This window comes from Pantoea agglomerans NBRC 102470 (assembly GCF_001598475.1).
In the GTDB taxonomy this organism is placed as follows: Bacteria; Pseudomonadota; Gammaproteobacteria; order Enterobacterales; family Enterobacteriaceae; genus Pantoea; species Pantoea agglomerans.
In genome coordinates this window covers 410,334-432,034 of sequence record NZ_BCZA01000004.1, presented here as the reverse complement: position 1 = coordinate 432,034, position 21,701 = coordinate 410,334, and the positions used below count along the sequence as shown (strand labels likewise).

At 55.1% G+C, this 21,701-nt stretch carries 19 protein-coding genes and 3 tRNA genes; 14 read left to right on the top strand and 8 right to left on the bottom strand.

Annotation, left to right across the window (positions count from 1 at the left end; translation table 11 throughout):
* Positions 1–92: 92 nt before the first annotated feature.
* Both PAG01S_RS10480 and PAG01S_RS10475 read left to right on the top strand, forming a co-directional pair.
* Positions 93–1,544, top strand: a complete 1,452-nt coding sequence (locus PAG01S_RS10480; protein WP_010699815.1) for an NAD-dependent succinate-semialdehyde dehydrogenase — start codon at positions 93–95, stop codon at positions 1,542–1,544.
* A gap of 55 nt (positions 1,545–1,599) precedes the next feature.
* Positions 1,600–1,869: a barstar family protein gene (locus PAG01S_RS10475; RefSeq protein WP_010256069.1), complete on the top strand. Its 270-nt coding sequence runs from the start codon at positions 1,600–1,602 to the stop codon at positions 1,867–1,869.
* 65 nt (positions 1,870–1,934) lie between these two features.
* On the opposite strand, the gene yhcN (PAG01S_RS10470) is transcribed toward PAG01S_RS10475, so the two are convergent.
* From yhcN (PAG01S_RS10470) to argR, 4 genes are all read right to left on the bottom strand, one after another.
* On the bottom strand, positions 1,935–2,198 hold the full coding sequence (gene yhcN / locus PAG01S_RS10470; RefSeq protein ID WP_010256072.1) for a peroxide/acid stress response protein YhcN: 264 nt from the start codon (positions 2,196–2,198) through the stop codon (positions 1,935–1,937).
* Between the two features lie 93 nt (positions 2,199–2,291).
* Entirely contained in the window at positions 2,292–2,558 is a 267-nt protein-coding gene (locus tag PAG01S_RS10465; protein WP_010256074.1) for a YdgH/BhsA/McbA-like domain containing protein, read from the bottom strand.
* Positions 2,559–2,646: 88 nt separating this feature from the next.
* Complete coding sequence (gene yhcN / locus PAG01S_RS10460; RefSeq protein WP_022623941.1) at positions 2,647–2,910, bottom strand: peroxide/acid stress response protein YhcN; 264 nt, start codon at positions 2,908–2,910, stop codon at positions 2,647–2,649.
* Positions 2,911–3,384: 474 nt separating this feature from the next.
* Positions 3,385–3,855 (bottom strand): transcriptional regulator ArgR, encoded by a 471-nt coding sequence (gene argR, locus PAG01S_RS10455; RefSeq protein ID WP_010256080.1) that lies wholly within the window; start codon positions 3,853–3,855, stop codon positions 3,385–3,387.
* A gap of 428 nt (positions 3,856–4,283) precedes the next feature.
* Between argR and mdh the strand changes: the two genes are divergently transcribed.
* Entirely contained in the window at positions 4,284–5,222 is a 939-nt protein-coding gene (gene mdh, locus PAG01S_RS10450) for a malate dehydrogenase (RefSeq protein WP_010699812.1), read from the top strand.
* Between the two features lie 49 nt (positions 5,223–5,271).
* Here mdh and mscM read toward each other — a convergent pair whose 3' ends face one another.
* The 3 genes from mscM to rsgA form a co-directional block, all read right to left on the bottom strand.
* A complete protein-coding gene (gene mscM / locus PAG01S_RS10445; protein ID WP_062758535.1) occupies positions 5,272–8,601 on the bottom strand; it encodes a miniconductance mechanosensitive channel MscM in 3,330 nt (1,109 codons plus the stop codon).
* A gap of 14 nt (positions 8,602–8,615) precedes the next feature.
* Positions 8,616–9,515 (bottom strand): archaetidylserine decarboxylase, encoded by a 900-nt coding sequence (gene asd / locus PAG01S_RS10440; protein WP_010256089.1) that lies wholly within the window; start codon positions 9,513–9,515, stop codon positions 8,616–8,618.
* 171 nt (positions 9,516–9,686) lie between these two features.
* Positions 9,687–10,736: a small ribosomal subunit biogenesis GTPase RsgA gene (gene rsgA, locus PAG01S_RS10435; RefSeq protein ID WP_010256092.1), complete on the bottom strand. Its 1,050-nt coding sequence runs from the start codon at positions 10,734–10,736 to the stop codon at positions 9,687–9,689.
* Positions 10,737–10,837: 101 nt separating this feature from the next.
* Here rsgA and orn point away from each other — a divergent pair, with 101 nt between their 5' ends.
* The 4 genes from orn (at position 10,838) to PAG01S_RS10415 (ending at position 11,820) form a co-directional block, all read left to right on the top strand.
* On the top strand, positions 10,838–11,386 hold the full coding sequence (gene orn / locus PAG01S_RS10430) for an oligoribonuclease (RefSeq protein ID WP_010256094.1): 549 nt from the start codon (positions 10,838–10,840) through the stop codon (positions 11,384–11,386).
* Positions 11,387–11,540: 154 nt separating this feature from the next.
* A tRNA-Gly gene (locus PAG01S_RS10425) sits at positions 11,541–11,616 on the top strand.
* Between the two features lie 28 nt (positions 11,617–11,644).
* Positions 11,645–11,720 (top strand) — tRNA-Gly (locus tag PAG01S_RS10420).
* Positions 11,721–11,744: 24 nt separating this feature from the next.
* Positions 11,745–11,820 (top strand) — tRNA-Gly (locus PAG01S_RS10415).
* A 350-nt stretch (positions 11,821–12,170) separates the two neighbouring features.
* Here the strand turns inward: PAG01S_RS10415 and queG are convergent.
* Entirely contained in the window at positions 12,171–13,310 is a 1,140-nt protein-coding gene (queG, locus tag PAG01S_RS10410) for a tRNA epoxyqueuosine(34) reductase QueG (RefSeq protein ID WP_022623940.1), read from the bottom strand.
* Between queG and nnr the strand changes: the two genes are divergently transcribed.
* The 7 genes from nnr to hflX all read left to right on the top strand — a co-directional run bounded on the left by nnr (position 13,309) and on the right by hflX (position 21,592).
* A complete protein-coding gene (gene nnr, locus PAG01S_RS10405) occupies positions 13,309–14,829 on the top strand; it encodes a bifunctional ADP-dependent NAD(P)H-hydrate dehydratase/NAD(P)H-hydrate epimerase (RefSeq protein WP_073970662.1) in 1,521 nt (506 codons plus the stop codon). The genes queG and nnr overlap by 2 nt on opposite strands.
* Positions 14,826–15,302, top strand: a complete 477-nt coding sequence (gene tsaE, locus PAG01S_RS10400; RefSeq protein WP_010256103.1) for a tRNA (adenosine(37)-N6)-threonylcarbamoyltransferase complex ATPase subunit type 1 TsaE — start codon at positions 14,826–14,828, stop codon at positions 15,300–15,302. Before nnr ends, tsaE begins: the two co-directional genes overlap by 4 nt.
* Positions 15,299–16,969 (top strand): N-acetylmuramoyl-L-alanine amidase AmiB, encoded by a 1,671-nt coding sequence (amiB, locus tag PAG01S_RS10395; RefSeq protein ID WP_062758533.1) that lies wholly within the window; start codon positions 15,299–15,301, stop codon positions 16,967–16,969. The genes tsaE and amiB overlap by 4 nt, the downstream gene beginning before the upstream one ends.
* A gap of 46 nt (positions 16,970–17,015) precedes the next feature.
* A complete protein-coding gene (gene mutL, locus PAG01S_RS10390; protein ID WP_062758530.1) occupies positions 17,016–18,881 on the top strand; it encodes a DNA mismatch repair endonuclease MutL in 1,866 nt (621 codons plus the stop codon).
* Positions 18,874–19,824 carry a tRNA (adenosine(37)-N6)-dimethylallyltransferase MiaA gene (gene miaA / locus PAG01S_RS10385; RefSeq protein ID WP_010256112.1) on the top strand — a complete coding sequence of 317 codons (951 nt, stop codon included), beginning with the start codon at positions 18,874–18,876 and terminating at the stop codon, positions 19,822–19,824. Before mutL ends, miaA begins: the two co-directional genes overlap by 8 nt.
* A gap of 103 nt (positions 19,825–19,927) precedes the next feature.
* A complete protein-coding gene (hfq, locus tag PAG01S_RS10380) occupies positions 19,928–20,239 on the top strand; it encodes an RNA chaperone Hfq (RefSeq protein ID WP_010256116.1) in 312 nt (103 codons plus the stop codon).
* Between the two features lie 72 nt (positions 20,240–20,311).
* A complete protein-coding gene (gene hflX / locus PAG01S_RS10375; protein ID WP_010256119.1) occupies positions 20,312–21,592 on the top strand; it encodes a ribosome rescue GTPase HflX in 1,281 nt (426 codons plus the stop codon).
* The last annotated feature ends 109 nt before the right edge of the window (positions 21,593–21,701 follow it).

Here is a 21,701-nt window from a genome sequence, read left to right as displayed (position 1 = left end):
GCGGCCTGCGCAATCCCCACCCATCACAAAATCTGTCGCTTTTGCCAACTATACTCTCCAGACGGAAGAGCAAAACTGACAGGAGCGAATCAATGAAATCACTGCAAGAGAGCGAACTGTTCCGGACCGGTTATTTAGCGGACGGTCAGTGGCATCAGGCGGCTTCTACCTTTGACGTGACCAATCCGGCGACCGGTGAGGTGATTGCACAGGTGGCAAAAGCGGGTAAAGCTGAAACGGAACAGGCTATCGCCGCAGCGGAGCGCGCATTTCCCGCCTGGCGGGCGCAGACTGCAAAAGCGCGCGCTGAAATTCTCACTCGCTGGTACCAGCTGATCATTGAGAACAAGCGCTGGCTGGGACAGCTGATGACGACCGAACAGGGCAAGCCCCTGAAAGAGGCGGAAGGGGAAGTAGAATACGCCGCCAGTTTTATTCAGTGGTTCGCCGAGCAGGCGAAACGGACCAATGGTGAGATTATTCCGCCAGCTAAACCCGGCTCCCGTATTCTGGCAACCCGCGAACCGATTGGCGTTGTGGCCGCCATTACGCCGTGGAATTTCCCGATGGCGATGCTGACCCGCAAACTGGGGCCAGCTCTGGCTGCCGGCTGCACCGGCATTATTAAACCTGCCAATAACACGCCACTCTCCGCCTTTGCCCTGCTGGCGCTGGCGAAGGAGGCAGGCGTGCCTGATGGTGTACTGAATGCGGTAGCCGGTGATACCCATGCTATCAGCGATGCCATCATGGCCAGCAAAGCGGTGCGTAAAATCTCGTTCACCGGCTCCACCCAGGTGGGCAAGCTGCTGATGCGCAATGCTGCCGAAACCATGAAAAAAGTGTCGATGGAGCTGGGGGGTAATGCCCCTTATATCGTGTTTGACGATGCCGACATTGATGCCGCCGTACAGGGCGCCATTGCCAACAAATTCCGTAATGCGGGCCAGGTGTGCGTCAGCGTAAACCGCTTCTACATTCACAATGCTATCTATGATCGTTTTACTCAGCAGCTGGCTACCGAAGTGAACAAGCTGAAGGTGGGCAACGGCATGGAAGAGGGCGTGATTGTCGGGCCATTAATTGAGGCATCGGCGGTGGAAAAGGTTGAGCAGCACGTCAATGATGCGGTAGCAAAAGGTGGCAAATTACTGGCGGGTGGCGAGCGACATGCGCTGGGTGGCAACTTCTGGCAGCCCACTGTGATTACTGAGGCGCACGAAGGGATGCAGCTCGCGCAGGAGGAGACCTTTGGTCCGGTGGCTGCCTGTTTCCGCTTTGATGATGAAGATGACGTCATCCGCCGTGCTAACGATACGCCGTTCGGCCTTGCCGCATACTTTTACACGCAGAATCTGCAGCGGGTGTTCCGTGTTTCAGCCGCGCTGGAAAGCGGCATGATCGGCATTAATGAATGTGCCGTATCAACCGAGCTGGCGCCGTTTGGTGGTGTGAAAGAGTCGGGGCTGGGCCGCGAAGGTTCGGTACTCGGCATGGAAGAGTATCTGGAGGTCAAAGCGCTGCACCTGGGCGGTTTGAGCTAGCGGACAGTAACGGGCGGCGCAGGTCGCCCGCAGACGGAGCATGGGAGCCGTCAGCATGAAAATCGAGCGTTTTGATTTTAATGAAATTGTCGATCAGGCCCATTTCTTCCGGCAGTTCAGCGAGCGATTTGCGCTGGAGGAGCGCCGCATCTGCGATCTGGATGGATTATGGGATGTGGTGACGGGCGATCTGTTACCGCTGCCGCTGGAGATTGAATTTGTTAATCTGGGCAGGGGACAGCGACGGCGTTATGGCGCGCTGATTCTGTTATTTGATGAAGCGGAAGAGGAGCTGGAAGGTCAGCTTCACTTTAATGTCAGATAAAACGTCAGATGAAAAAAGGCCCCGGCGAGCGGGGCCAAAGGGTTCGTCATACATCTGACGAGGAATTACTTATAAAGCTGTGCGGTGATGTGATAGTTATCGCCGGTGCGCGCCTCAATAACTTTATAGGCGCTGGCACCCTGTTCATCCGCTTTCTGAGAAAGCTCAGCGCGGTAATCCATTGGCGATCCCGCGGTTCCACTGATGGTCACGGTGCCCGCAGGCTGCAGGTTCTGCGTCTGATCGCCGGTGACCAGCTGTGCGGCTGATGCGCCGAACGCCATAACGGAAAGCAGACTGACTGTAGCGATGGTTGTTTTGATATTCATGATTATCTCCTCAATACTTTCAACAACCTGCGGTTACTCGTAAAGGCGGGTCGTCGATATCTTCTGACGCCCTTCAGGCGTCATCACAGTTAATTATTTATAAAGCTCAGCGGTGACATGCCAGGTGTTATCCTGGTTGTTTTCGATGATGCGATAGTGGCTTGCGCCCTGGGCATCCGCTTTCTCTGACAGCACCTGACGGATATGCGTCTGGTCGCCATTTCGTCCACCAATGCTGATGGTCTGATTCATTGGCTGCAGACCCTGTGCCTGTTCATTGGACACCAGGCTGGCGGCGTTAGCACCCACTGAGAACAGGGATGCCAGACTCAGTGCAGCGATAGCTAATTTCATTTTCATGGTCAACTCTCCTGAAATTTCTGCTTCAGCTCTCCGGAGCGCAAAAGGGCGCGTCAGACAGAGAGCAGATGGCATTATCGGTTACGCCTTAGTTATACAGTGCGGCGGTAGCGTGATAGTTGCCGTTGTTGTATGCCTCAATCACGCGATAGGCTTTTGCGCCCTGCTGATCGGCTTTGTCGCTGAGTTTCTGTTTGATATCCATCGGTGAACCCGCCACGCCGCTGACACTGATGGTGCCGACAGCCTGCAGATTCTGTGCCTGTGACGCATCAATAGATTCTGCTGCAACAGCACCAAATGAGAGGGCGGATAGAATGCTCAGGGTAGCAATGGTAGTTTTTACGTTCATAGATTTTTCCTCGTCGTCTATTTTTATCTTTTTATTTAGTGTGATTTGCATCACGAAAAGAAGTATAGAACTAATAACGGAAGAAATTAATACCCCGCTAATAATGTTTTTTTGTGATTCTTTATCCTTATGGCTACTTTTAATAACTTAACGTTATAAAAAAAGGATAAAAAGTAACCTTTAAGCCACTTTTAATTGCAAAAACAGTGAGATAGATCACTTTAACTTTTAGTGCGAAAGTCGGAGGTGTATCGGGCTGGAGTTTGATCTGGATCCGGGCAATGGTGCCGGTTCAGTGATGTAAAGCAGTGTAAAATAGCGCATAAAGTGAAGCAGAGTTATCGATCTGACCAACAGCCGGGCGTGTAAAAGCAGGCTTATTACTTATCCAGAGCGGGTAACTGTCGTGGAAAGGGGTGAGCAGAGAGAACGAACTGACGATCTGGCGCATGATGGCCGGTCGTCAGTCCGCGATCAGAGTTCCTGTTCAAACAGGGTGAGGATGGCACCGTGCAGCTGCTTAACGGTGAAGTCACGCGCGCGGGTAATAAAGATTGTGTCATCACCCGCGATGGTACCCAGAATCCCGTGCGACTTACCCAGTGAATCCAGCATACGTGCAATCAGCTGTGCTGCGCCGGGACTGGTATGAATCACTACCAGGGCATCGTTGTAGTCGATATCCAGTACCAGGTTTTTTAACGGGCTGGTGGTGGTCGGCACACCCAGCTCAGCGGGCAGGCAATAGACCATCTCCATCCTGGCATTCCGGGTGCGCACTGCGCCAAACTTGGTCAGCATTCGCGAGACTTTGGACTGATTGATATTTTCAAAGCCCTCGTCCTGAAGCGCCTGAACAATTTCGCCCTGGGAACTGAATTTTTCTTCTTTTAATAAGGCTTTGAAAGCCTTAACCAGATCGTCTTGTTTCGATGGGTTTCGCATAGGTTACCAATAAATAGAGAGAATAACCGCGCATCCGCCCGCGGCAGAGTGGTGATTATGCATTTATATGCATTTTTATGCAATCGTTCGATTGATGAGCAGCGTCCGGGCGGCTAGCGGGCGGCGATAATAGCAAATAAATCCGCTCAGACCAAAACACGCGTCACAGCCCCGGAAGGCGAAGGTTGCAAAGTTGTTATATTATTGGTGGTGTAGTAACAGAAAACGCACGTAGCCGTTCTCTGTCTGACGACGGCAAAGTTGTCGGTCATTCAGGTGCAATGATAAGTAACTTTTGAATCCGGAGATTAAGTGTGAAAACACGTAGAATTAACAACGGATATTTATCATCGCCTGAGCAGTTGATTAAGGTCTGACACAGATAGAATTTCGGCCCATCTCTGCCCCACCTTAATAAGGAGTTAAGAATGAAAGTTGCCGTTCTCGGTGCCGCTGGCGGCATAGGCCAGGCGCTCGCACTTCTGCTCAAAACCCAGCTTCCCGCAGGTTCAGAACTCTCGCTGTATGACATCGCGCCGGTTACGCCGGGTGTTGCCGTTGATCTCAGCCATATTCCTACCGCAGTGGCTATTCAGGGATTCAGTGGAGAAGACGCCACGCCTGCCTTACAGGGTGCCGATGTGGTACTGATTTCCGCTGGTGTCGCACGTAAGCCCGGTATGGATCGCGCCGACCTGTTTAACGTTAACGCAGGCATCGTCCGTAACCTGATCGAACAGGTTGCCACAACGGCACCTAAAGCGTTGATTGGTGTCATCACCAACCCGGTCAATACCACCGTGGCCATTGCGGCAGAAGTGCTGAAAAAGCACGGTGTTTACGACAAAAATCGGCTGTTCGGCGTGACCACGCTGGATATCATTCGCGCCAATACTTTTGTGGCTGCATTGAAAGGCAAGCAGCCTGACCAGGTGGAAGTCCCGGTCATTGGTGGCCACTCTGGCGTAACCATTCTGCCGCTGCTGTCGCAGGTTAAAGGCGTCAGCTTCAGCGATCAGGAAGTGGCTGATCTGACCAAACGCATCCAGAACGCCGGCACCGAAGTGGTGGAAGCCAAAGCGGGTGGCGGATCTGCCACGCTATCGATGGGCCAGGCAGCTGCACGTTTCGGTTTGTCACTGGTACGCGCGCTGAAGGGTGAAGCTAATGTGGTGGAGTGTGCTTACGTAGAAGGCGAGGGTGAACATGCGCGCTTCTTCTCCCAGCCGCTGCTGCTGGGTAAAAACGGTGTGGCTGAACGCAGGCCGATTGGTACCCTCAGCGCTTACGAACAGCAGGCGCTGTCAGGCATGCTGGATACGCTGAAGAAAGATATCGCCCAGGGCGAAGAGTTCGTTAAGCAGTAACTGACGGCTCAGACTTGCAATAACGCCCGGCTTTGCCGGGCGTTTTGCATTACAGTCCGCCAGACTTATAGGCGCGGGCAGCGGGTGTACCGTTGCTGGCAGGCAGCTTCTTACCCAGGGTTTCCATACGCATCTGGAACGGCGGGAACGGCATCTCAATACCGTGCTGATCAAATCCGCTGAGAATCAACTGATGCAGTTCGTGACGAAGCGGCATACGGTGTCCCATCTCAGCAGCATGCACACGAAGTTCAAATAACTGAATGCCCTGCTGCAGATCGACCAGGAAGGCTTCCGGTTGCGGCGTGTCCAGGACATAGCTGCAGCGCTCAGCCGCCTGGATCAGAATGGTGGTCACCTGTTCACTGCTGACTTTCGCCGGAGCCGGAATGGTGAGCACCACGCGCGTCACGGAATCGGACAGCGACCAGTTAATAAACTGCTCGGTGATAAAGGCCTTGTTCGGCACGATGATCTCTTTGCGGTCCCAGTCGGTAATAGTGGTCGCGCGGGTATTAATTCGCGTGATACTGCCGGTCAGATCGCGGATCGTCACGGTATCGCCGATACGAATCGGCTTTTCGAACAGGATAATCAGACCTGAGATAAAGTTGGCAAAAATCTCCTGCAAACCAAACCCCAGTCCCACACCCAGCGCGGCAACCAGCCACTGCAGCTTTGACCACTCAATACCAATCATTGAGAAACCAATCAGCCCGCCAATCAACAGCAGCAGATATTTGGTCAGTGTGGTGATGGCGTAACCCGTACCTGGCGTCAGATTAAGATGCTGCAACAGCGCCAGCTCAAGCAGCGCGGGCATATTGCGCACCAGCTGGGTGGTGATAATAAACACCAGAATGGCGATCAGCACCGACCCCAGGGTAATGGGCTGGATCGACTCTACGCCCTGTACTGAGGTACTGACGTCCCACAGCTGAATATTCTCCAGGAAGCCAAAGGCCGAATGGATTTCTGACCACAGCACAATCACGGAGACCAGGGCGATAAGCATCAGGATAGAGCGTACCAGCCGCAGCGACTGCGCACTGATCGCATCCAGGTCAATTACCGGCTCTTCAATTTCAATCGCATCAGTGTTCAGAGAGCCTTGCTCCTTCTCTTCTTCACTGCGCGCACGGTTAGCCAGCATATCGGCACGACGCTGACGGGCGCGATCAAAGCCAAGACGGCGACGCTGAATCAGCATCCAGCGCCGGATAATGTGATAGATAACCAGCAGCAGGAACCAGATGGCGACAGAGGTTTCCAGTCGCGCCAGCAGCGCCTGCGCGGTAGCCAGATAACCCACAGCGGAGGCGAGGGCAGCCATCAGCGGCATAGCGATCATCAGGTTCCACAGCATCCGGTTCACCATGTTCTCGCCATTTCCCTCTTTATCGAGATAGAGCGGAATCCCGGAACGCTTCAGGCTGACGGTCACAATGCTGATTGCCCCGCAGATCAGGATGAAACAGAGACGACCCAGCGACGAGGAGAACTGCCGATCTTCCAGATTACCAAAGGCGATTAGCAACATAATCAGCGGCACAATTAATCCGATGCTCAGCGAGTAGTAGCGCATGGCGCGCGCCACCCGGTTTTGCGGCCAGCGGAAATGCACAATGAACAGGCCGTTAGGACGGGCAAAGGCAGCGCTGATCATAAACGCCCACAGCAGCGGCAGCGTGGCGGTAATGCCATCACCAATCGCTACGGCGATAGGGTAGGGCCAGGCGTTCTGCAGGCCATAACCCAACGCACCCCATAACACCGGCAGCGGCAGCGCCACCAGGATAGACCAGAACAGGGTACGGATAGTCAGGCGGAAACGATCCTGCGTGACCTTGCCGACTTTGCTGGCGGAACGGTCAAGGAAAGCATTGAAGTGGCGGCGCGAACTGATGCTGAAGCCGACCAGCAGCAACGCACCAATAATCGGCAGCACCGAGTTGCGGCTGGTAAACATCATCGCCATCGCTTTGCCGAGCTGACCCAGCGTATCCAGCGACAGCAGACGGGAAAGATCTTTGGCCAGATCCAGCGGATAACTCAAACCAATCGGGTTAACGTCGGCGGTCCAGAACAGATAGCGGTGCGTCGCCTCTTTGACTTCCGTCAGCGCATCCTGCAACTGCGTGTTGCCAACCTTAAGCTTGGTGATCTCCAGAATCAGCGTGTCACAGCCGGAGATCAGCGAATTGAGCAGTTCCCTCTGAGTGCGTAGCTGCGCATCAAGAATACGCTTCTGGTCTGCGGTGAAGGGCTGACCATCGGCCTGCCGTCCCTTGCGCAGCGCCTCCTGGCGCTCCAGCAGATCTTCATAATTGAGACGCTGCACGCGAAGCTGTGCCATCTCATTATCAATCTGCTGCGACTTGGGCATCTCCGGCAGACGCGCGACCTGCGCCCGTAGCGCTTCGCCCAGCAGATTAGAGGCACCCAGCCACTGCGACTGTTCACGCAGGGTAGAGAGCGCCTGACGGACCTGAATAATCTGGTTAGTGGCCAGTCGCTGTTGCGACGCCACCAGATCCATGCGCTGCGCCTGCTGATTGAGGGCAACCGAGAGTTCGCGGTTAACCCGAAACTGATCGCTGATCTCTGGCGGAAGATCGCCACTGTTTTCTGCCAGTTGCTCGGTGCGGGCCAGCGCGACTTCGGCTTCACGTTGCCGCTGATCGTTGAGCTGGTTGCGCAGCGCCTGAAGATAGTTATCGAGCTGAGTTGCTTTGCGCTGGTGGGCTTCAGCCCGCATCCGCGCCAGTTCCTGACGGTTGTTGGCAGAGAGCTGTGCCAGCTCAAGTTCATCGACCAGCGCTTTATTCGTGGCGCTTTCCGCCTGGCGAGCCGCCAGCTGCAGCTGCCCCTGTGGCGAACTGCTGCTGACGCTCTGCAAACGGCGTTCACTCTCCGTCATCGCCCGGCGTGCTTCCGTCTGCTGCTGCGGCAGTTGCGACAGCGAATCACTGATTTCCCGCGCCCGATCCTGCTCCTGCCGTGCCTGACGCCCCTCTTCCAGCAGCTGGCTGCTGACCTGCAGGATCTCCTGATCCAGCTCGGCGCTGCTCATGTTGTTGCGCACGGTTTTCCCGCTGTCACTCAGCGCGGCGATCTGCTGACGCAGTTCGCGCGCCAGACGCGGAAAATCATCAATAACCTGCTGATATTGCGCCGCGCGCTCCAGCGATTCATCGCGTTCAGAGAGAAAGTTTAAGGCGGCTTCAATCGTCTGGATCTGTTCAGCCTGCGAGGGTGAACTTTTAGCCGATTTTATCTCTTCCAGCTGCTGTTTGAGCTGGCTGGCATCAGGAAGGCTGGCCGCGAAGGCCGGGCTGCTGAGCCACAGGCTCAGCAGCAGGAGGAGAATCGAACGCACAGAGGACACTCAATTTAATCGACGATGACGTCGGAAATGTCTGTCGCGACCGGCAGCGCAATCGCCAGCGGTTGACCCAGACGGGTTTTGCTTTCTGCTTCCAGGCTTTCAGCCAGTTTGACGCGGCCAGGTGCGAACAGATTGATGACGGTAGAGCCAAGCTTGAAGCGGCCCATTTCCTGGCCTTTCAACAGCACCACGGCGCTTTCATCATCCGCTGCCGGATAGTGCCAGCGCTTGATCACGCCTTCACGCGGTGGCGTGATGGTGCCAGCCCAGACGGTTTCGATGCTGCCGACAATGGTGGCACCCACCAGGATCTGCACCATCGGCCCGATATCGGTTTCGAAGTAGCAGATGACGCGCTCGTTACGGGCGAACAGGTTGGGAATATTACGCGCGGTCAGCGGGTTGACGGAGTAGAGGTCGCCAGGCACATAAATCATCTCACGCAGGATGCCGTTGCACGGCATATGGACGCGGTGATAATCACGGGGCGCCAGATAGGTGGTGACGAACTCGCCATCAACAAATTGTGCCGCCATCCGCTCATCACCTGCCAGCAGGGCGTCAATGGTGTAGTGATGACCTTTAGCCTGGAAAATCTGATCGCCATCAATGTGGCCGAGCTGGCTGATAGCGCCATCCGCGGGCAGGGCGATGAGATTGGCATCGGCATCCACCGGACGCGCATCGTCTTTCAGCGGACGAACGAAAAAGTCATTAAAGGTGCGATAGCTGGCGGTATCGGGCTTACGCGCTTCCGCCATGTCGACTTTGTAAAACCAGACAAAGATGTCAATGACCAGTTTGGTCAACCAACCACCGCGGCGACTGGCGCCCCAACCGGCAAGTTCAGTCAGCCATTTCTTCGGGAGAATATGATTCAAGCCGAGTTTTAAACGATCAAACACCTTAGCCTCCTGGCTATTTTATGACGTTGTAAAAAAGGGGGCGGATTGTAGCAGCGCCCCGTTCAGATGGCGACTATACCCGAATTCCGGCACGCTGCACGGTCTGGACGCGCGACTGGAATGCACCTCGCAAAATGCCCCGGCTTATCCGTTCAGACGCGGTTATACCGATTAACTTTCACCATCAGGGAAATTTTTACGCGTTTTTACCTGCGCCATGCTCTCCAGGATACGGTGGTAGTTATCAAAACGGGACCTGTTGATTTTGCCCTGTTCGACCGCTTCGCGAATGGCACAGCCGGGATCGCTGCCGTGTTTACAATCGCGGAATTTGCAATCGCCAAGGAATGCGCGGAATTCGACAAATCCGCGGGTAATTTGTTCCGGCTCAAGATGCCATAAACCGAACTCACGCACGCCAGGTGAATCGATCACATCGCCGCCGTCCGGGAAGTGATAAAGGCGCGATGCGGTGGTGGTGTGCTGGCCTAAGCCTGAGCCATCCGAAACCTCGTTAGTCAGAATAGCGACCTGCTCTTCTTTGTCGAAGCCGAGCAGGGCATTCAGCAGACTCGATTTGCCGACGCCAGACTGACCGGCAAAGATACTGATGCGGTCGGTCAGTGCCGCTTTCAGGTCGTCCATGCCGTTTTTCGCCCGGCTGGAGACCATGACCACGCGATAGCCAATATTGCGATAGATATCCATCTGCTTATCGACAAAGGCGCGCGCCTTGTCATCCAGCAGATCGGTTTTGTTCAGTACCAGCAACGGTTCAATATCCAGCGTTTCGCTGGCAACCAGATAGCGGTCGATGATGTTTAACGACAGTTCAGGCAGGATTGCGGAGACGACGATGATCTGGTCGATATTCGCAGCCATCGGCTTCACGCCGTCGTAAAAATCGGGGCGGGTTAATACGCTGGTGCGCTCATGCACCGCTTCAACAATACCTTTGTTGCCGCTGGTTGCCGGACGCCACAGCACCCGGTCGCCGGTGACCAGCGAACGAATGGTACGGCGGATATTGCAGCGGTGGGCGACGCCTGCGCTATCCTCAACATCAGCGTGCATGCCAAAACGGCTGACAACGACCCCATCTGCAGCTTCACCAAACAGGTTGTCATCCGCTTCCGGACGCTCTCTGCGTTGGTTGAGACGGCGATCATGGTTAGCGCTTACGCGGCGTTGTTGGCCCTTCGACAGTTTATTTTTACTCACTCACCCTCACAGCGTTAGCCAGATTTCGCCCGGCTGGGCAAAACGTCTATGATACACCTTATTCATCGTAAATGACGACTACAGCAACCGCAGGAAACAGCATGGCTACTGGAAATGAACAGAATCTGATCTGGATTGATCTTGAGATGACCGGACTTGATCCGACGCACGATCGCATTATTGAAATTGCGACCCTGGTGACTGACGCCAACCTGAACATTCTGGCGGAAGGGCCGGTCATGGCCGTTCATCAGTCTGATGCGCAGCTGGCGCTGATGGATGAGTGGAATGTCCGCACCCACACCAACAGCGGTCTGGTTGCGCGGGTGAAGGAGAGTCAGATTGACGATCGTGCAGCAGAGCTGGCGACCATTGAGTTCCTGAAACAGTGGGTTCCGGCGAACACCTCGCCTATCTGCGGCAACAGCATCGGGCAGGATCGTCGTTTCCTGTTTAAGTATATGCCTGAGCTGGAAGCGTACTTCCACTATCGTTATCTGGATGTCAGTACCCTGAAAGAGCTGGCTCGTCGCTGGAAACCCGATATCCTTCCTGGCTTCAAAAAAGGGGGGACGCACCAGGCTCTGGATGATATCCGTGAGTCCGTGGCGGAGCTGGCGTACTACCGCGAACACTTTTTGCAGCTTTAATCGGCGACGGGTGCGCATGAAATCACCAGGTTGCTGATTTAATCAGCAAACGCGCTGAAAGCGAAAATTTTTGCTTTCAGACGCTTGCAGCAGCAACGATTTCTCGTATAATGCGCACCCCGTACCGGTGAAGAATTTATTAACGGTACAAGGCGCGGGAATAGCTCAGTTGGTAGAGCACGACCTTGCCAAGGTCGGGGTCGCGAGTTCGAGTCTCGTTTCCCGCTCCAGTTTTAAAATGTAAGCAGTACCCTCTTTGCGGGAATAGCTCAGTTGGTAGAGCACGACCTTGCCAAGGTCGGGGTCGCGAGTTCGAGTCTCGTTTCCCGCTCCAGTTTTTTTAGTAGTGCCCTTCTATGCGGGAATAGCTCAGTTGGTAGAGCACGACCTTGCCAAGGTCGGGGTCGCGAGTTCGAGTCTCGTTTCCCGCTCCAGATTTAACATCACCCTCATTTCAGTCCGTTAGCCGACTGTTTTACGTCGCGTGATTTTGATTGTTTCATGAAGGTTATCCACAGCACTGCACCCCATCATCTGCGCCTGTTACGGCGATCTGTAAATGGCTTTTGAACAGAGTTATCCACAACCTTGCAGGTTAACCGAAGCGATAGCCTCATTATTAAATAAACACAACTTTTATATAAGTTGTTGATATTTATCATTATGAAAATATTTCAATTTGTTATTTAACAGCAAAATCAGCGTTGTTGCAGTTGAATGACAACAGCTTTTTATTTTTATTCACAGCATGTGGAAAACGATAATTCGCGATCAAGCTGTTCAATCACGCATCACGCGGTAAACCCTTCTCTACTGCACGAACCAGGCGCTTCTGCTGGGCAGGTTGCACTTCAACCACGAGTTGCTCGCGTTTCTGCTGCTGCTGCGTGATTGCCCACAGAATATGTTCATCCAGCAGGTCACTTTCACCGAGTCGTTGTTCCAGTACCTGAACGATTTCGGGCGACCAGGGCGCGTTACCCAGCGCCACTGCAATATTACGCAGCCAGCGTAAATGACCAATGCGGCGAATCGCTGAGCCTTCAGTGATGCGTAAAAACTTCGCTTCATCCCATTGAAACAGATCGATCAGCTCAGGGGCGTGTAGCGCCGCTCGCGGTGAAAAGTCGCTTTCGTCACTGAGTTGTCCATAGCGATTCCACGGACAGATCAGCTGGCAGTCATCACAGCCATATATCCGGTTGCCCATCAGCGGGCGAAATTCTTCCGGGATCGCGCCTTCCAGCTCAATGGTGAGATAGGAAATACAGCGCCTGGCATCCACGACGTAGGGCTCAACGATCGCGCTGGTGGGGCAGATGGTCATGCAGGCGACACAGCGGCCACACTGCTCCTGCTGCGGTGTATCTACCGGCAGCGGAATATCGATCAGCAGTTCGCCGAGGAAAAACCATGAGCCTGCTTCCCGATTCAGTATCAGCGAATGTTTGCCGGTCCAGCCGAGTCCCGCTTTGGCCGCCAGCGGCCGCTCAAGCAGCGGGGCCGAATCCACAAACGGGCGAAAATTAAGCTCGCCACAATGCTGCTGGATCATTTCTCCGAGCTTTTTCAGTCGATTGCGCAATACTTTGTGGTAATCACGACCTAATGCATAACGGCTGACATAGCCCAGCTGGGGATTTTTCAACGTGCTGGCAAAGGCGGCTTTGGCCGGAAGGTAGTTCATGCGAACGCTGATAACGCGCAGCGTGCCGGGCAGCAGTTCATGAGGACGCGCCCGCATCATGCCGTGTCGCGCCATCCACTCCATCTCGCCATGATACTGCTTATCCAGCCACGCCTGCAGGCGCGGTTCTTCCGCACTGAGATCGGTATCGGTGATGCCGACCTGCTGAAAGCCGAGATCCAATCCCCACTGTTTAATCTGTTGTGCGAATTGATGAAGATCGAGAGGGTATGACATGAGTAACCAGGATTCGAAGAAAAACAGCCGCAGTTTACCATATTCTGTCTGGCCTGCGCAGGCTGTGGCCCGGCTTGAGCAACAGGGGGCCGACGCGCTCGGCATTACGCTGTATGAGCTGATGCTGCGTGCCGGACAGGCCGCTTACGAGCATCTGACTGCGCACTGGCCAGAGGCCAGCCACTGGCTGATTCTGTGTGGTCACGGCAACAACGGTGGCGATGGTTATGTGCTGGCGCGACTGGGACAGGCGGCGGGCAAAACCGTTACGCTGCTGGCGTGCGAAAGTAAAAAAGCGTTGCCTGAAGAGGCGCAGCGTGCACGTGACGCGTGGCTGGATGCGGGCGGTGAAATTCATGCGGCCGATGCGGTCTGGCCAGAGCAGATCGATGTGATTGTGGATGCGCTGCTGGGAACCGGAAGTCATCGTGCGCCCGAAGAACCCTATGCCACGCTGATCCAGCAGGCGAACGCCCATGCGGCGCCGAAACTTGCCATTGATATGCCTTCCGGCTTATCAGCCCGCAATGGCACCGCGCCCGGTGAGGTAATTAATGCCAGCCATACGCTGAGTGTGGTCGCTCTTAAACCGGGCCAGATCACTGGCAAAGCGCGAGATTACATTGGAGAGCTTTACTATGCCGATCTCGGCCTGGCCGCTTTTCTGGCGGGCGAAGGGGCTCCCATCGCGCGTTATGATGCCAGCGCATTAACCCGCTGGCTCAAGCCGCGCAAACCAACCTCGCACAAGGGCAGTCATGGCCGGCTGCTGGTAGTGGGGGGCGATGCCGGTACCGCTGGCGCGGTACGGATGACGGCCGAAGCGGCGTTGCGCAGCGGTAGTGGGTTGGTGCGAGTACTTACTCACAAAGATAATATTATTCCGATCCTGACCGCCCGGCCCGAAATTATGGTCGATGAACTGACCGATGAGCGCCTGACGGAGGCGCTGGAGTGGGCCGATGTCATTGCGATAGGGCCCGGTCTGGGTCAGCGCGACTGGGGAAAGCGGGCGCTGAAGCGGGTAGCGAGCAGTGAAAAGCCGATGCTTTGGGACGCGGATGCACTTAACCTGCTGGCAATCAGTGCGGAGAAACGTCAGAATCGCATTATTACGCCGCATCCTGGTGAAGCGGCGCGTTTGCTGAATACCGAGACCAGTGAAATTGAGAGTGACCGCTTACATGCAGCGCAGACATTGGCGCAGCGTTATGGCGGCGTAGTGGTACTGAAAGGTGCCGGTACGCTGATTGCCAGCGAGCAGGGTGAAATGGCCTTTGCTGACGTGGGCAATGCCGGTATGGCCTCCGGCGGTATGGGCGATCTCCTGAGTGGAATCATCGCCTCGCTGGTGGGCCAGAAACTGACGCTGTTTGATGCGGCCTGCGCCGGCTGCGTTGCACATGGTGCCGCGGCCGATGCGGTCGCTGCGGAACGTGGTACGCGCGGTATGCTGGCAACTGATTTATTGGATCTGCTGTGGCAGTTTGTTAATCCTGAGATGAATAAAGAAGCATGAAGACCTGTGTTATCTCTTTGCCCGATGAGGCGGCTACGCTCAGTTTGGGCGCTCAGCTGGCGCGCGCCTGTGGCAGCGCGGCAGTGATTTATCTCTATGGCGATCTGGGGGCGGGTAAAACCACCTTCAGCCGCGGCTTTCTGCAGGCGCTGGGCCATCAGGGCAACGTCAAAAGCCCTACTTACACCCTGGTTGAGCCTTACACGCTGGACGACCGTACACTTTATCACTTCGACCTCTATCGTCTTGCCGATCCTGAAGAGCTTGAATTCATGGGCATCCGCGACTATTTCAGCGGCGATGCTATCTGCCTGGTTGAATGGCCGCAGCAGGGCGCCGGTTTTCTGCCGCCGCCCGATCTCACGCTAACGCTGCGTTACGTGGGTGAGGCGCGTGAAGCGGAACTGACGGCACAATCCTCGTCGGGCCAGCAATGGCTTGAACAATTTGGTCAGGGCAGGGATCAGGCATGATGTCACGGATGAAAATAGCGCTGGTGACACTGTTGCTGCTGGTCTGTACACCCCTGTTTGCTGCCACCCTGTCGGATATCAAAGTCGCCAATGGCGACAGCCAGGCAACCATCACCCTGAACTTTGCCGGACAACCTGTCTATGGCTTCTTCCCGCTGCGCAATCCTGACCGTGTGGTGCTTGATGTGCGCCAGAGCGGCGTGGTTCAGGGGCTGCCGTTAAATTTCAGCGGCGAAAACATCGTAAAGCGAATTCGCACCAGCACCCCGAAAGATAAACAGAGCGTGCGGCTGGTGTTTGAGCTGACGCAGGCGGGTAAAACCCGGGCGGTCACCCAGCGCAATGGCAACAGCTACAGCGTGGTCTTCACCATTACCGGTAAGCCGCCTGCTGTTACGCGCAGTGTGCCTGCGCCGGTAACGGCCCCGACGCGCGTGCCCACCCAGAGTGCCGCAGCGGCGAACCCCTTTAATTCGAATCCGGTGACGTCCGTGACCAGCACAGCCAGCACCGTGAGTCCTGGCCGGGCCGTCAGCCAGAACGATACCGTGATTGTGGCGATTGATGCCGGACATGGCGGTCAGGATCCCGGCGCTATCGGGCAGCGCGGACTGAAAGAGAAGAACGTCACAATCGCAATTGCACGTAAACTGCGGGTGTTGCTGAATAACGATCCGATGTTTAAAGGCGTCCTGACACGTGATGGCGACTATTTTATCTCGGTTATGGGCCGCTCCGACGTGGCGCGTAAAGCCAACGCCAACGTGCTGGTTTCAATTCATGCTGACGCCGCGCCGAGCCATGCGGCGACCGGTGCATCGGTCTGGGTATTATCAAACCGCCGGGCCAATAACGAGATGGCTAACTGGCTGGAGCAGAAAGAGAAACAGTCTGAGCTGCTGGGCGGCGCAGGTGACCTGCTGGCTAACAGTCAGGCCGACCCCTACCTCAGCCAGGCAGTACTTGACCTGCAATTCGGTCACTCGCAGCGGGTCGGTTATGACATCGCCCAGAAAGTGTTGCAGCAGATGCGTAGCGTGACGTCGCTGCATAAACGTCTGCCTGAGCATGCCAGTCTTGGCGTGCTGCGTTCACCCGATATTCCTTCTTTGCTGGTGGAAACCGGCTTTATCAGTAATTCCTCGGAGGAGCGACTGCTTGGCAGTAGCGCACACCAGGATAAGATTGCGCAGTCGATCTATAAAGGTCTGCGCACTTATTTCCTGGCGCACCCGCTGCAATCCATCCCAAAGGAGGAAAACCGGCCGCTGGGCTCGTCGCCAGCGGTTAACGTCGCCAGCAACCCGGCGACCGGGGTGACGCAATATACCGGCGTAACTCAGCGCCATACGGTAACGCGCGGTGAGACACTTTCCGGGATTGCCGCGAAGTATGGCGTCAGCATGGCGACCCTGCGTGAAATGAACACCCTGAAGCGGGATGTGGTATGGGTCGGACAGCGGTTGAAAGTGCCGGCCAGTGCGGCCGCCAGCCGCACCACGCGCGCCGCACCACGCGGCGTTGTGCGTCATAAAGTGGTTGTGGGGGATTCACTGACCGGCATTGCCGCACATTATGGCGTCAGCCCGAAAGCGATAATGCAGACCAATAATCTGAAATCGACCAACGTCATGTTGGGGCAGAACCTGAAAATCCCTGCATCCTGATTGTTTGCCCGGCCGCTGCGCCGGGCGACCAGCTAAAAGGAAAACCATGCCGATACAAATTTTACCGCCCCAACTGGCAAACCAGATTGCGGCGGGTGAAGTGGTTGAACGTCCTGCATCGGTTGTAAAAGAGCTGGTGGAGAACAGCCTGGATGCTGGTGCAACGCGCATTGACGTTGATATTGAAAAGGGGGGCGCAAAGCTTATCCGCATTCGTGACAACGGCTGCGGCATCGTGAAAAGCGAGCTGTCGATGGCGCTGGCCCGACACGCCACCAGTAAAATCGCCTCACTGGATGACCTGGAAGCGATCATGAGCCTGGGTTTTCGCGGTGAAGCGCTCGCCAGTATCAGTTCTGTCTCCCGCCTGACCTTAACCTCACGTACCGCCGATCAAACCGAAGCCTGGCAGGCCTATGCGGAAGGGCGTGATATGACGGTAACGGTTAAACCGGCTGCGCATCCCTGTGGGACCACGCTCGAAGTGCTGGATCTGTTTTATAACACCCCGGCACGCCGCAAATTTATGCGCACAGAGAAAACCGAGTTCGGTCATATCGACGAAGTGATCCGTCGTATTGCACTGGCGCGTTTTGATGTCGCGCTTTCACTGAGCCACAACGGCAAAATGATGCGTCAGTATCGGGCGGTCAGCGAAGAGAGCCAGCGCGAACGGCGACTGGCGGCTATCTGCGGCACCACGTTTATTCAGCATGCGCTGCGAATTGACTGGCAGCATGATGATCTCTCGCTGCGCGGCTGGGTCGCCGATCCCGCCGGTTCGCGCCAGGTCACCGAGTTACAATATTGCTACGTCAATGGCCGGATGATGCGCGACAAGCTGATTAATCACGCTATCCGCCAGGCTTTCCAGACCCAGCTCCAGGATGACCAGCAGCCCGCTTACGTGCTCTATCTGGAGATCGATCCGCATCAGGTGGATGTCAACGTTCACCCGGCCAAGCATGAAGTGCGTTTTCATCAGTCACGCCTGGTGCATGATTTTATTTATCAGGGCGTGGTCAGCGCTTTACAGGCGATAGCGTCACCCATTTTGCCTGCGCTGCAGGCAGAAGAAGCCGCACCGCGCTGGCAGCCGGAAAACCGTCAGGCGGCGGGGGGGAATCATTTTGCGCAGCCTTCAGCGCCCGCCAGCGAGAATCAATCTTCAGCCTCCACGCGGCTAACACCGCCCGCAGCGGCGCCGGCCTGGCAAAACAAAGAGAACGTGTATCGTCAGCGTGAAGGTGCGGTTTATCAGCAGTTGCTGAAAACGCCTGTCAGCGCCACGCCGCCGCCAAAAGTCCGTGAACCGGCACCGCGTCCGGCCGAAAAACCCTCGCCGCTGGCCGCGCATGCCCAGAGTTTTGGTCGGGTACTGACCGTGTTGCAAAACCACTATGCGCTGCTGGAGCAGGATCAGAAGTTAATGCTGATGGCGCTGCCGGTCGCGGCGCGCTGGCTGAAACAGGCGCAGCTTGAACCGGGTGAAGAGGGACTTAAACCGCAACCCCTGCTGATTCCGGTGCGGCTCAAAATCGCCCTGGATGAACGGCAGGCCGCAAAAGAAAAGAGCAGCCTGCTCAATCAGATGGGTATTGATCTTCAGCCCGAAGGTGACCATGTGACCTTACGCGCGGTGCCTTTACCGTTACGAACACAAAATTTACAAATCTTGATTCCTGAGCTGTTAGGCTATCTCGCCCGGCAGCAGGAGATCTCTGCGACGCAACTGGCCCAGTGGCTGGCGCGGCGTCAGGATACAGAGTCCTCCGACTGGAATCACTCACAGGCGATCAACCTGCTGGCAGAGCTTGAACGGCTTTGCCCACAGCTCCTGAAATCGCCGCCTTCAGGCTTATTACAGCCCATAGAGATTGAGAGCGCGATCAACGCGTTGAAGCATGAGTGAATTAAACCAGGCTGGCCGGCCAAAGGCTATTTTTTTGATGGGACCCACGGCTTCTGGCAAGACCGCTTTAGCAATTGAATTGCGTAAGCGGTTACCAGTGGAACTAATCAGCGTAGACTCTGCCTTAATCTATCGTCAGATGGATATTGGTACGGCGAAACCGTCGGCTGAGGAGTTAGCAGTGGCACCCCATCGTCTGCTCGACATTCGCGATCCCGCTGAAGCCTATTCGGCAGCGGAGTTCCGGCGGGATGCTTTAGCAGAAATGGCGGATATCGTTGAAGCCGGACGAATACCGTTGCTTGTTGGTGGAACCATGCTCTACTTCAAGGCGTTACTTGAAGGATTGTCGCCGTTGCCCTCGGCCGATCCCGACGTTCGTCAGCGGATAGAGCAAACGGCGCGTGAAAAAGGCTGGGAAGCTTTACACCGCCAGCTGTGTGAAATCGACCCGGTTGCCGGCAGTCGTATTCATCCGAATGATCCGCAGAGACTTTCGCGAGCACTGGAAGTTTTTTTTATTTCGGGTAAAACTTTAACGGAACTGACAAAAACATCCGGTGAAGCGTTACCCTACGACGTGCAACAGTTTGCCATCGCCCCCGCGAGCCGTGAATTGCTGCACCAGCGCATCGCGTTGCGTTTTGAGCAGATGTTGGCGTCAGGATTTGAAGCGGAGTCTCGGGCCCTTTTTGCACGAGGTGATTTGCATACGGACATGCCTTCCATTCGTTGTGTTGGCTATCGTCAGATGTGGTCTTATTTATCGGGCGAAATCGATTACAGCGAGATGGTTTATCGGGGAATTTGCGCAACCCGGCAGCTTGCTAAGCGACAGATGACCTGGTTACGCGGTTGGGAAAATGTTCACTGGCTTGACAGTGACGAGCCCCGGCTGGCGCGTGATACAGTGTTACAGGTTCTTAGTGCGAAGCATGGGTGATTGTGTACAATTGATGGGTTATCGTGCGCAAATTTTTACGCAGTTTTTTCAGAACCATAGGTTCTACTTGCAACAAACAACAAGCATATAAGGAAAAGATAGAATGGCTAAGGGGCAATCATTACAAGACCCGTTTTTGAACGCACTGCGTCGTGAACGTGTTCCGGTTTCGATTTATCTGGTTAACGGTATTAAGTTGCAGGGTCAGATTGAGTCATTTGATCAGTTCGTCATTTTGTTGAAAAACACGGTGAGTCAGATGGTGTATAAGCATGCCATTTCTACCGTTGTTCCTTCACGCCCGGTTTCTCACCATAGCAATAATACCGGTGGCGGCAGCAACAATTACCATCATGGCGGCAGCAACACAACTGCGCAGCCACAGCCACAACAAGACGGTGATAACGCAGAATAACGCGTCACCGTACAGCCAGGAACGGAGAACAAAAGTTTTCCGTCCTGGTCTTTTATTTAGCGAGGTTATAGCTTGTTTGACCGTTATGAAGCCGGTGAGCAGGCCGTACTGGTACACATCTGGTTCTCCCAAGACAAAGAAGTAGAAGATTTGCAGGAGTTTGAAACCCTGGTCTCTTCTGCTGGCGTTGAGGCGCTGCAAGTGGTTACTGGCAGCCGCAAAGCGCCACACCCCAAGTATTTTGTCGGTGAAGGAAAGGCCGTTGAAATTGCCGATGCGGTAAAAACAACAGGAGCATCGGTCGTATTATTCGATCATGCCCTTACGCCCGCTCAGGAAAGAAACCTCGAGCGCCTGTGCGAATGCCGGGTCATTGATCGCACCGGTTTAATTCTGGATATCTTTGCCCAACGCGCACGTACCCACGAAGGTAAATTGCAGGTTGAGCTGGCACAGCTGCGCCATCTTGCGACACGTCTGGTGCGCGGCTGGACCCACCTTGAACGCCAGAAAGGCGGGATTGGTTTACGTGGCCCGGGTGAAACGCAGTTAGAAACGGACCGCCGACTGCTGCGCGGCCGTATCAGTCAGATTTTGTCTCGTCTTGAGCGAGTTGAAAAACAGCGTGAGCAGGGACGTCAGTCACGAGCCAAAGCGGATGTGCCAACGGTTTCGCTGGTGGGTTACACCAACGCCGGCAAGTCGACCCTCTTTAACGCCATGACCTCCGCCAACGTCTTTGCCGCAGACCAGCTGTTTGCGACGCTCGACCCTACACTGCGCCGTCTGAATGTTGCTGATGTCGGGGACGTGGTACTGGCGGACACGGTAGGCTTTATTCGCCATCTTCCTCACGATCTGGTTGCCGCTTTTAAAGCCACGCTGCAGGAGACACGTCAGGCGACGCTGTTAATGCACGTGATTGATGGGGCTGACCTTCGCGTCACGGAAAATATCGCTGCTGTCGATGCCGTACTGGAAGAGATTGAAGCGGACGAAATCCCGACGTTACTGGTGATGAATAAAATCGATATGCTCGACGGATTTGAACCGCGTATCGATCGTAACGAAGAGAACCTGCCAATCCGCGTCTGGCTTTCCGCCCAGACAGGCGCAGGCATTCCGTTGCTATGGCAGGCGCTGTCTGAGCGTCTGGCGGGTGAAATAGCCCAGCACGCATTACGTCTGCCACCGGAAGCGGGGCGACTTCGCAGCCGTTTCTATCAGCTGCAGGCGATTGAGAAAGAGTGGAATGAAGAAGACGGCAGTGTAGGATTGCAGATACGTATGCCCATTATTGAGTGGATGCGTTTATGTAAGCAGGAACCGTCGCTGACCAGTTACATTGTTTGATATTGCCCAAACGCATTTACCTTAAAAATTGAAGATTGTCGCACTTTCTTTGCAGACCCGAATACGCTGGAGTTACCCGAGTATTTCGGATTTCAGCAAGGCGGCAACT

Coding starts and splice junctions, on each gene's coding strand:
- PAG01S_RS10480 (WP_010699815.1), top strand. CDS start 93: ATGAAATCACTGCAAGAGAGCGAACTGTTCCGGACCGGTTATTTAGCG.
- PAG01S_RS10475 (WP_010256069.1), top strand. CDS start 1,600: ATGAAAATCGAGCGTTTTGATTTTAATGAAATTGTCGATCAGGCCCAT.
- yhcN (WP_010256072.1), bottom strand. CDS start 2,198: ATGAATATCAAAACAACCATCGCTACAGTCAGTCTGCTTTCCGTTATG.
- PAG01S_RS10465 (WP_010256074.1), bottom strand. CDS start 2,558: ATGAAAATGAAATTAGCTATCGCTGCACTGAGTCTGGCATCCCTGTTC.
- yhcN (WP_022623941.1), bottom strand. CDS start 2,910: ATGAACGTAAAAACTACCATTGCTACCCTGAGCATTCTATCCGCCCTC.
- argR (WP_010256080.1), bottom strand. CDS start 3,855: ATGCGAAACCCATCGAAACAAGACGATCTGGTTAAGGCTTTCAAAGCC.
- mdh (WP_010699812.1), top strand. CDS start 4,284: ATGAAAGTTGCCGTTCTCGGTGCCGCTGGCGGCATAGGCCAGGCGCTC.
- orn (WP_010256094.1), top strand. CDS start 10,838: ATGGCTACTGGAAATGAACAGAATCTGATCTGGATTGATCTTGAGATG.
- nnr (WP_073970662.1), top strand. CDS start 13,309: ATGAGTAACCAGGATTCGAAGAAAAACAGCCGCAGTTTACCATATTCT.
- queG (WP_022623940.1), bottom strand. CDS start 13,310: ATGTCATACCCTCTCGATCTTCATCAATTCGCACAACAGATTAAACAG.
- tsaE (WP_010256103.1), top strand. CDS start 14,826: ATGAAGACCTGTGTTATCTCTTTGCCCGATGAGGCGGCTACGCTCAGT.
- amiB (WP_062758533.1), top strand. CDS start 15,299: ATGATGTCACGGATGAAAATAGCGCTGGTGACACTGTTGCTGCTGGTC.
- mutL (WP_062758530.1), top strand. CDS start 17,016: ATGCCGATACAAATTTTACCGCCCCAACTGGCAAACCAGATTGCGGCG.
- miaA (WP_010256112.1), top strand. CDS start 18,874: ATGAGTGAATTAAACCAGGCTGGCCGGCCAAAGGCTATTTTTTTGATG.
- hfq (WP_010256116.1), top strand. CDS start 19,928: ATGGCTAAGGGGCAATCATTACAAGACCCGTTTTTGAACGCACTGCGT.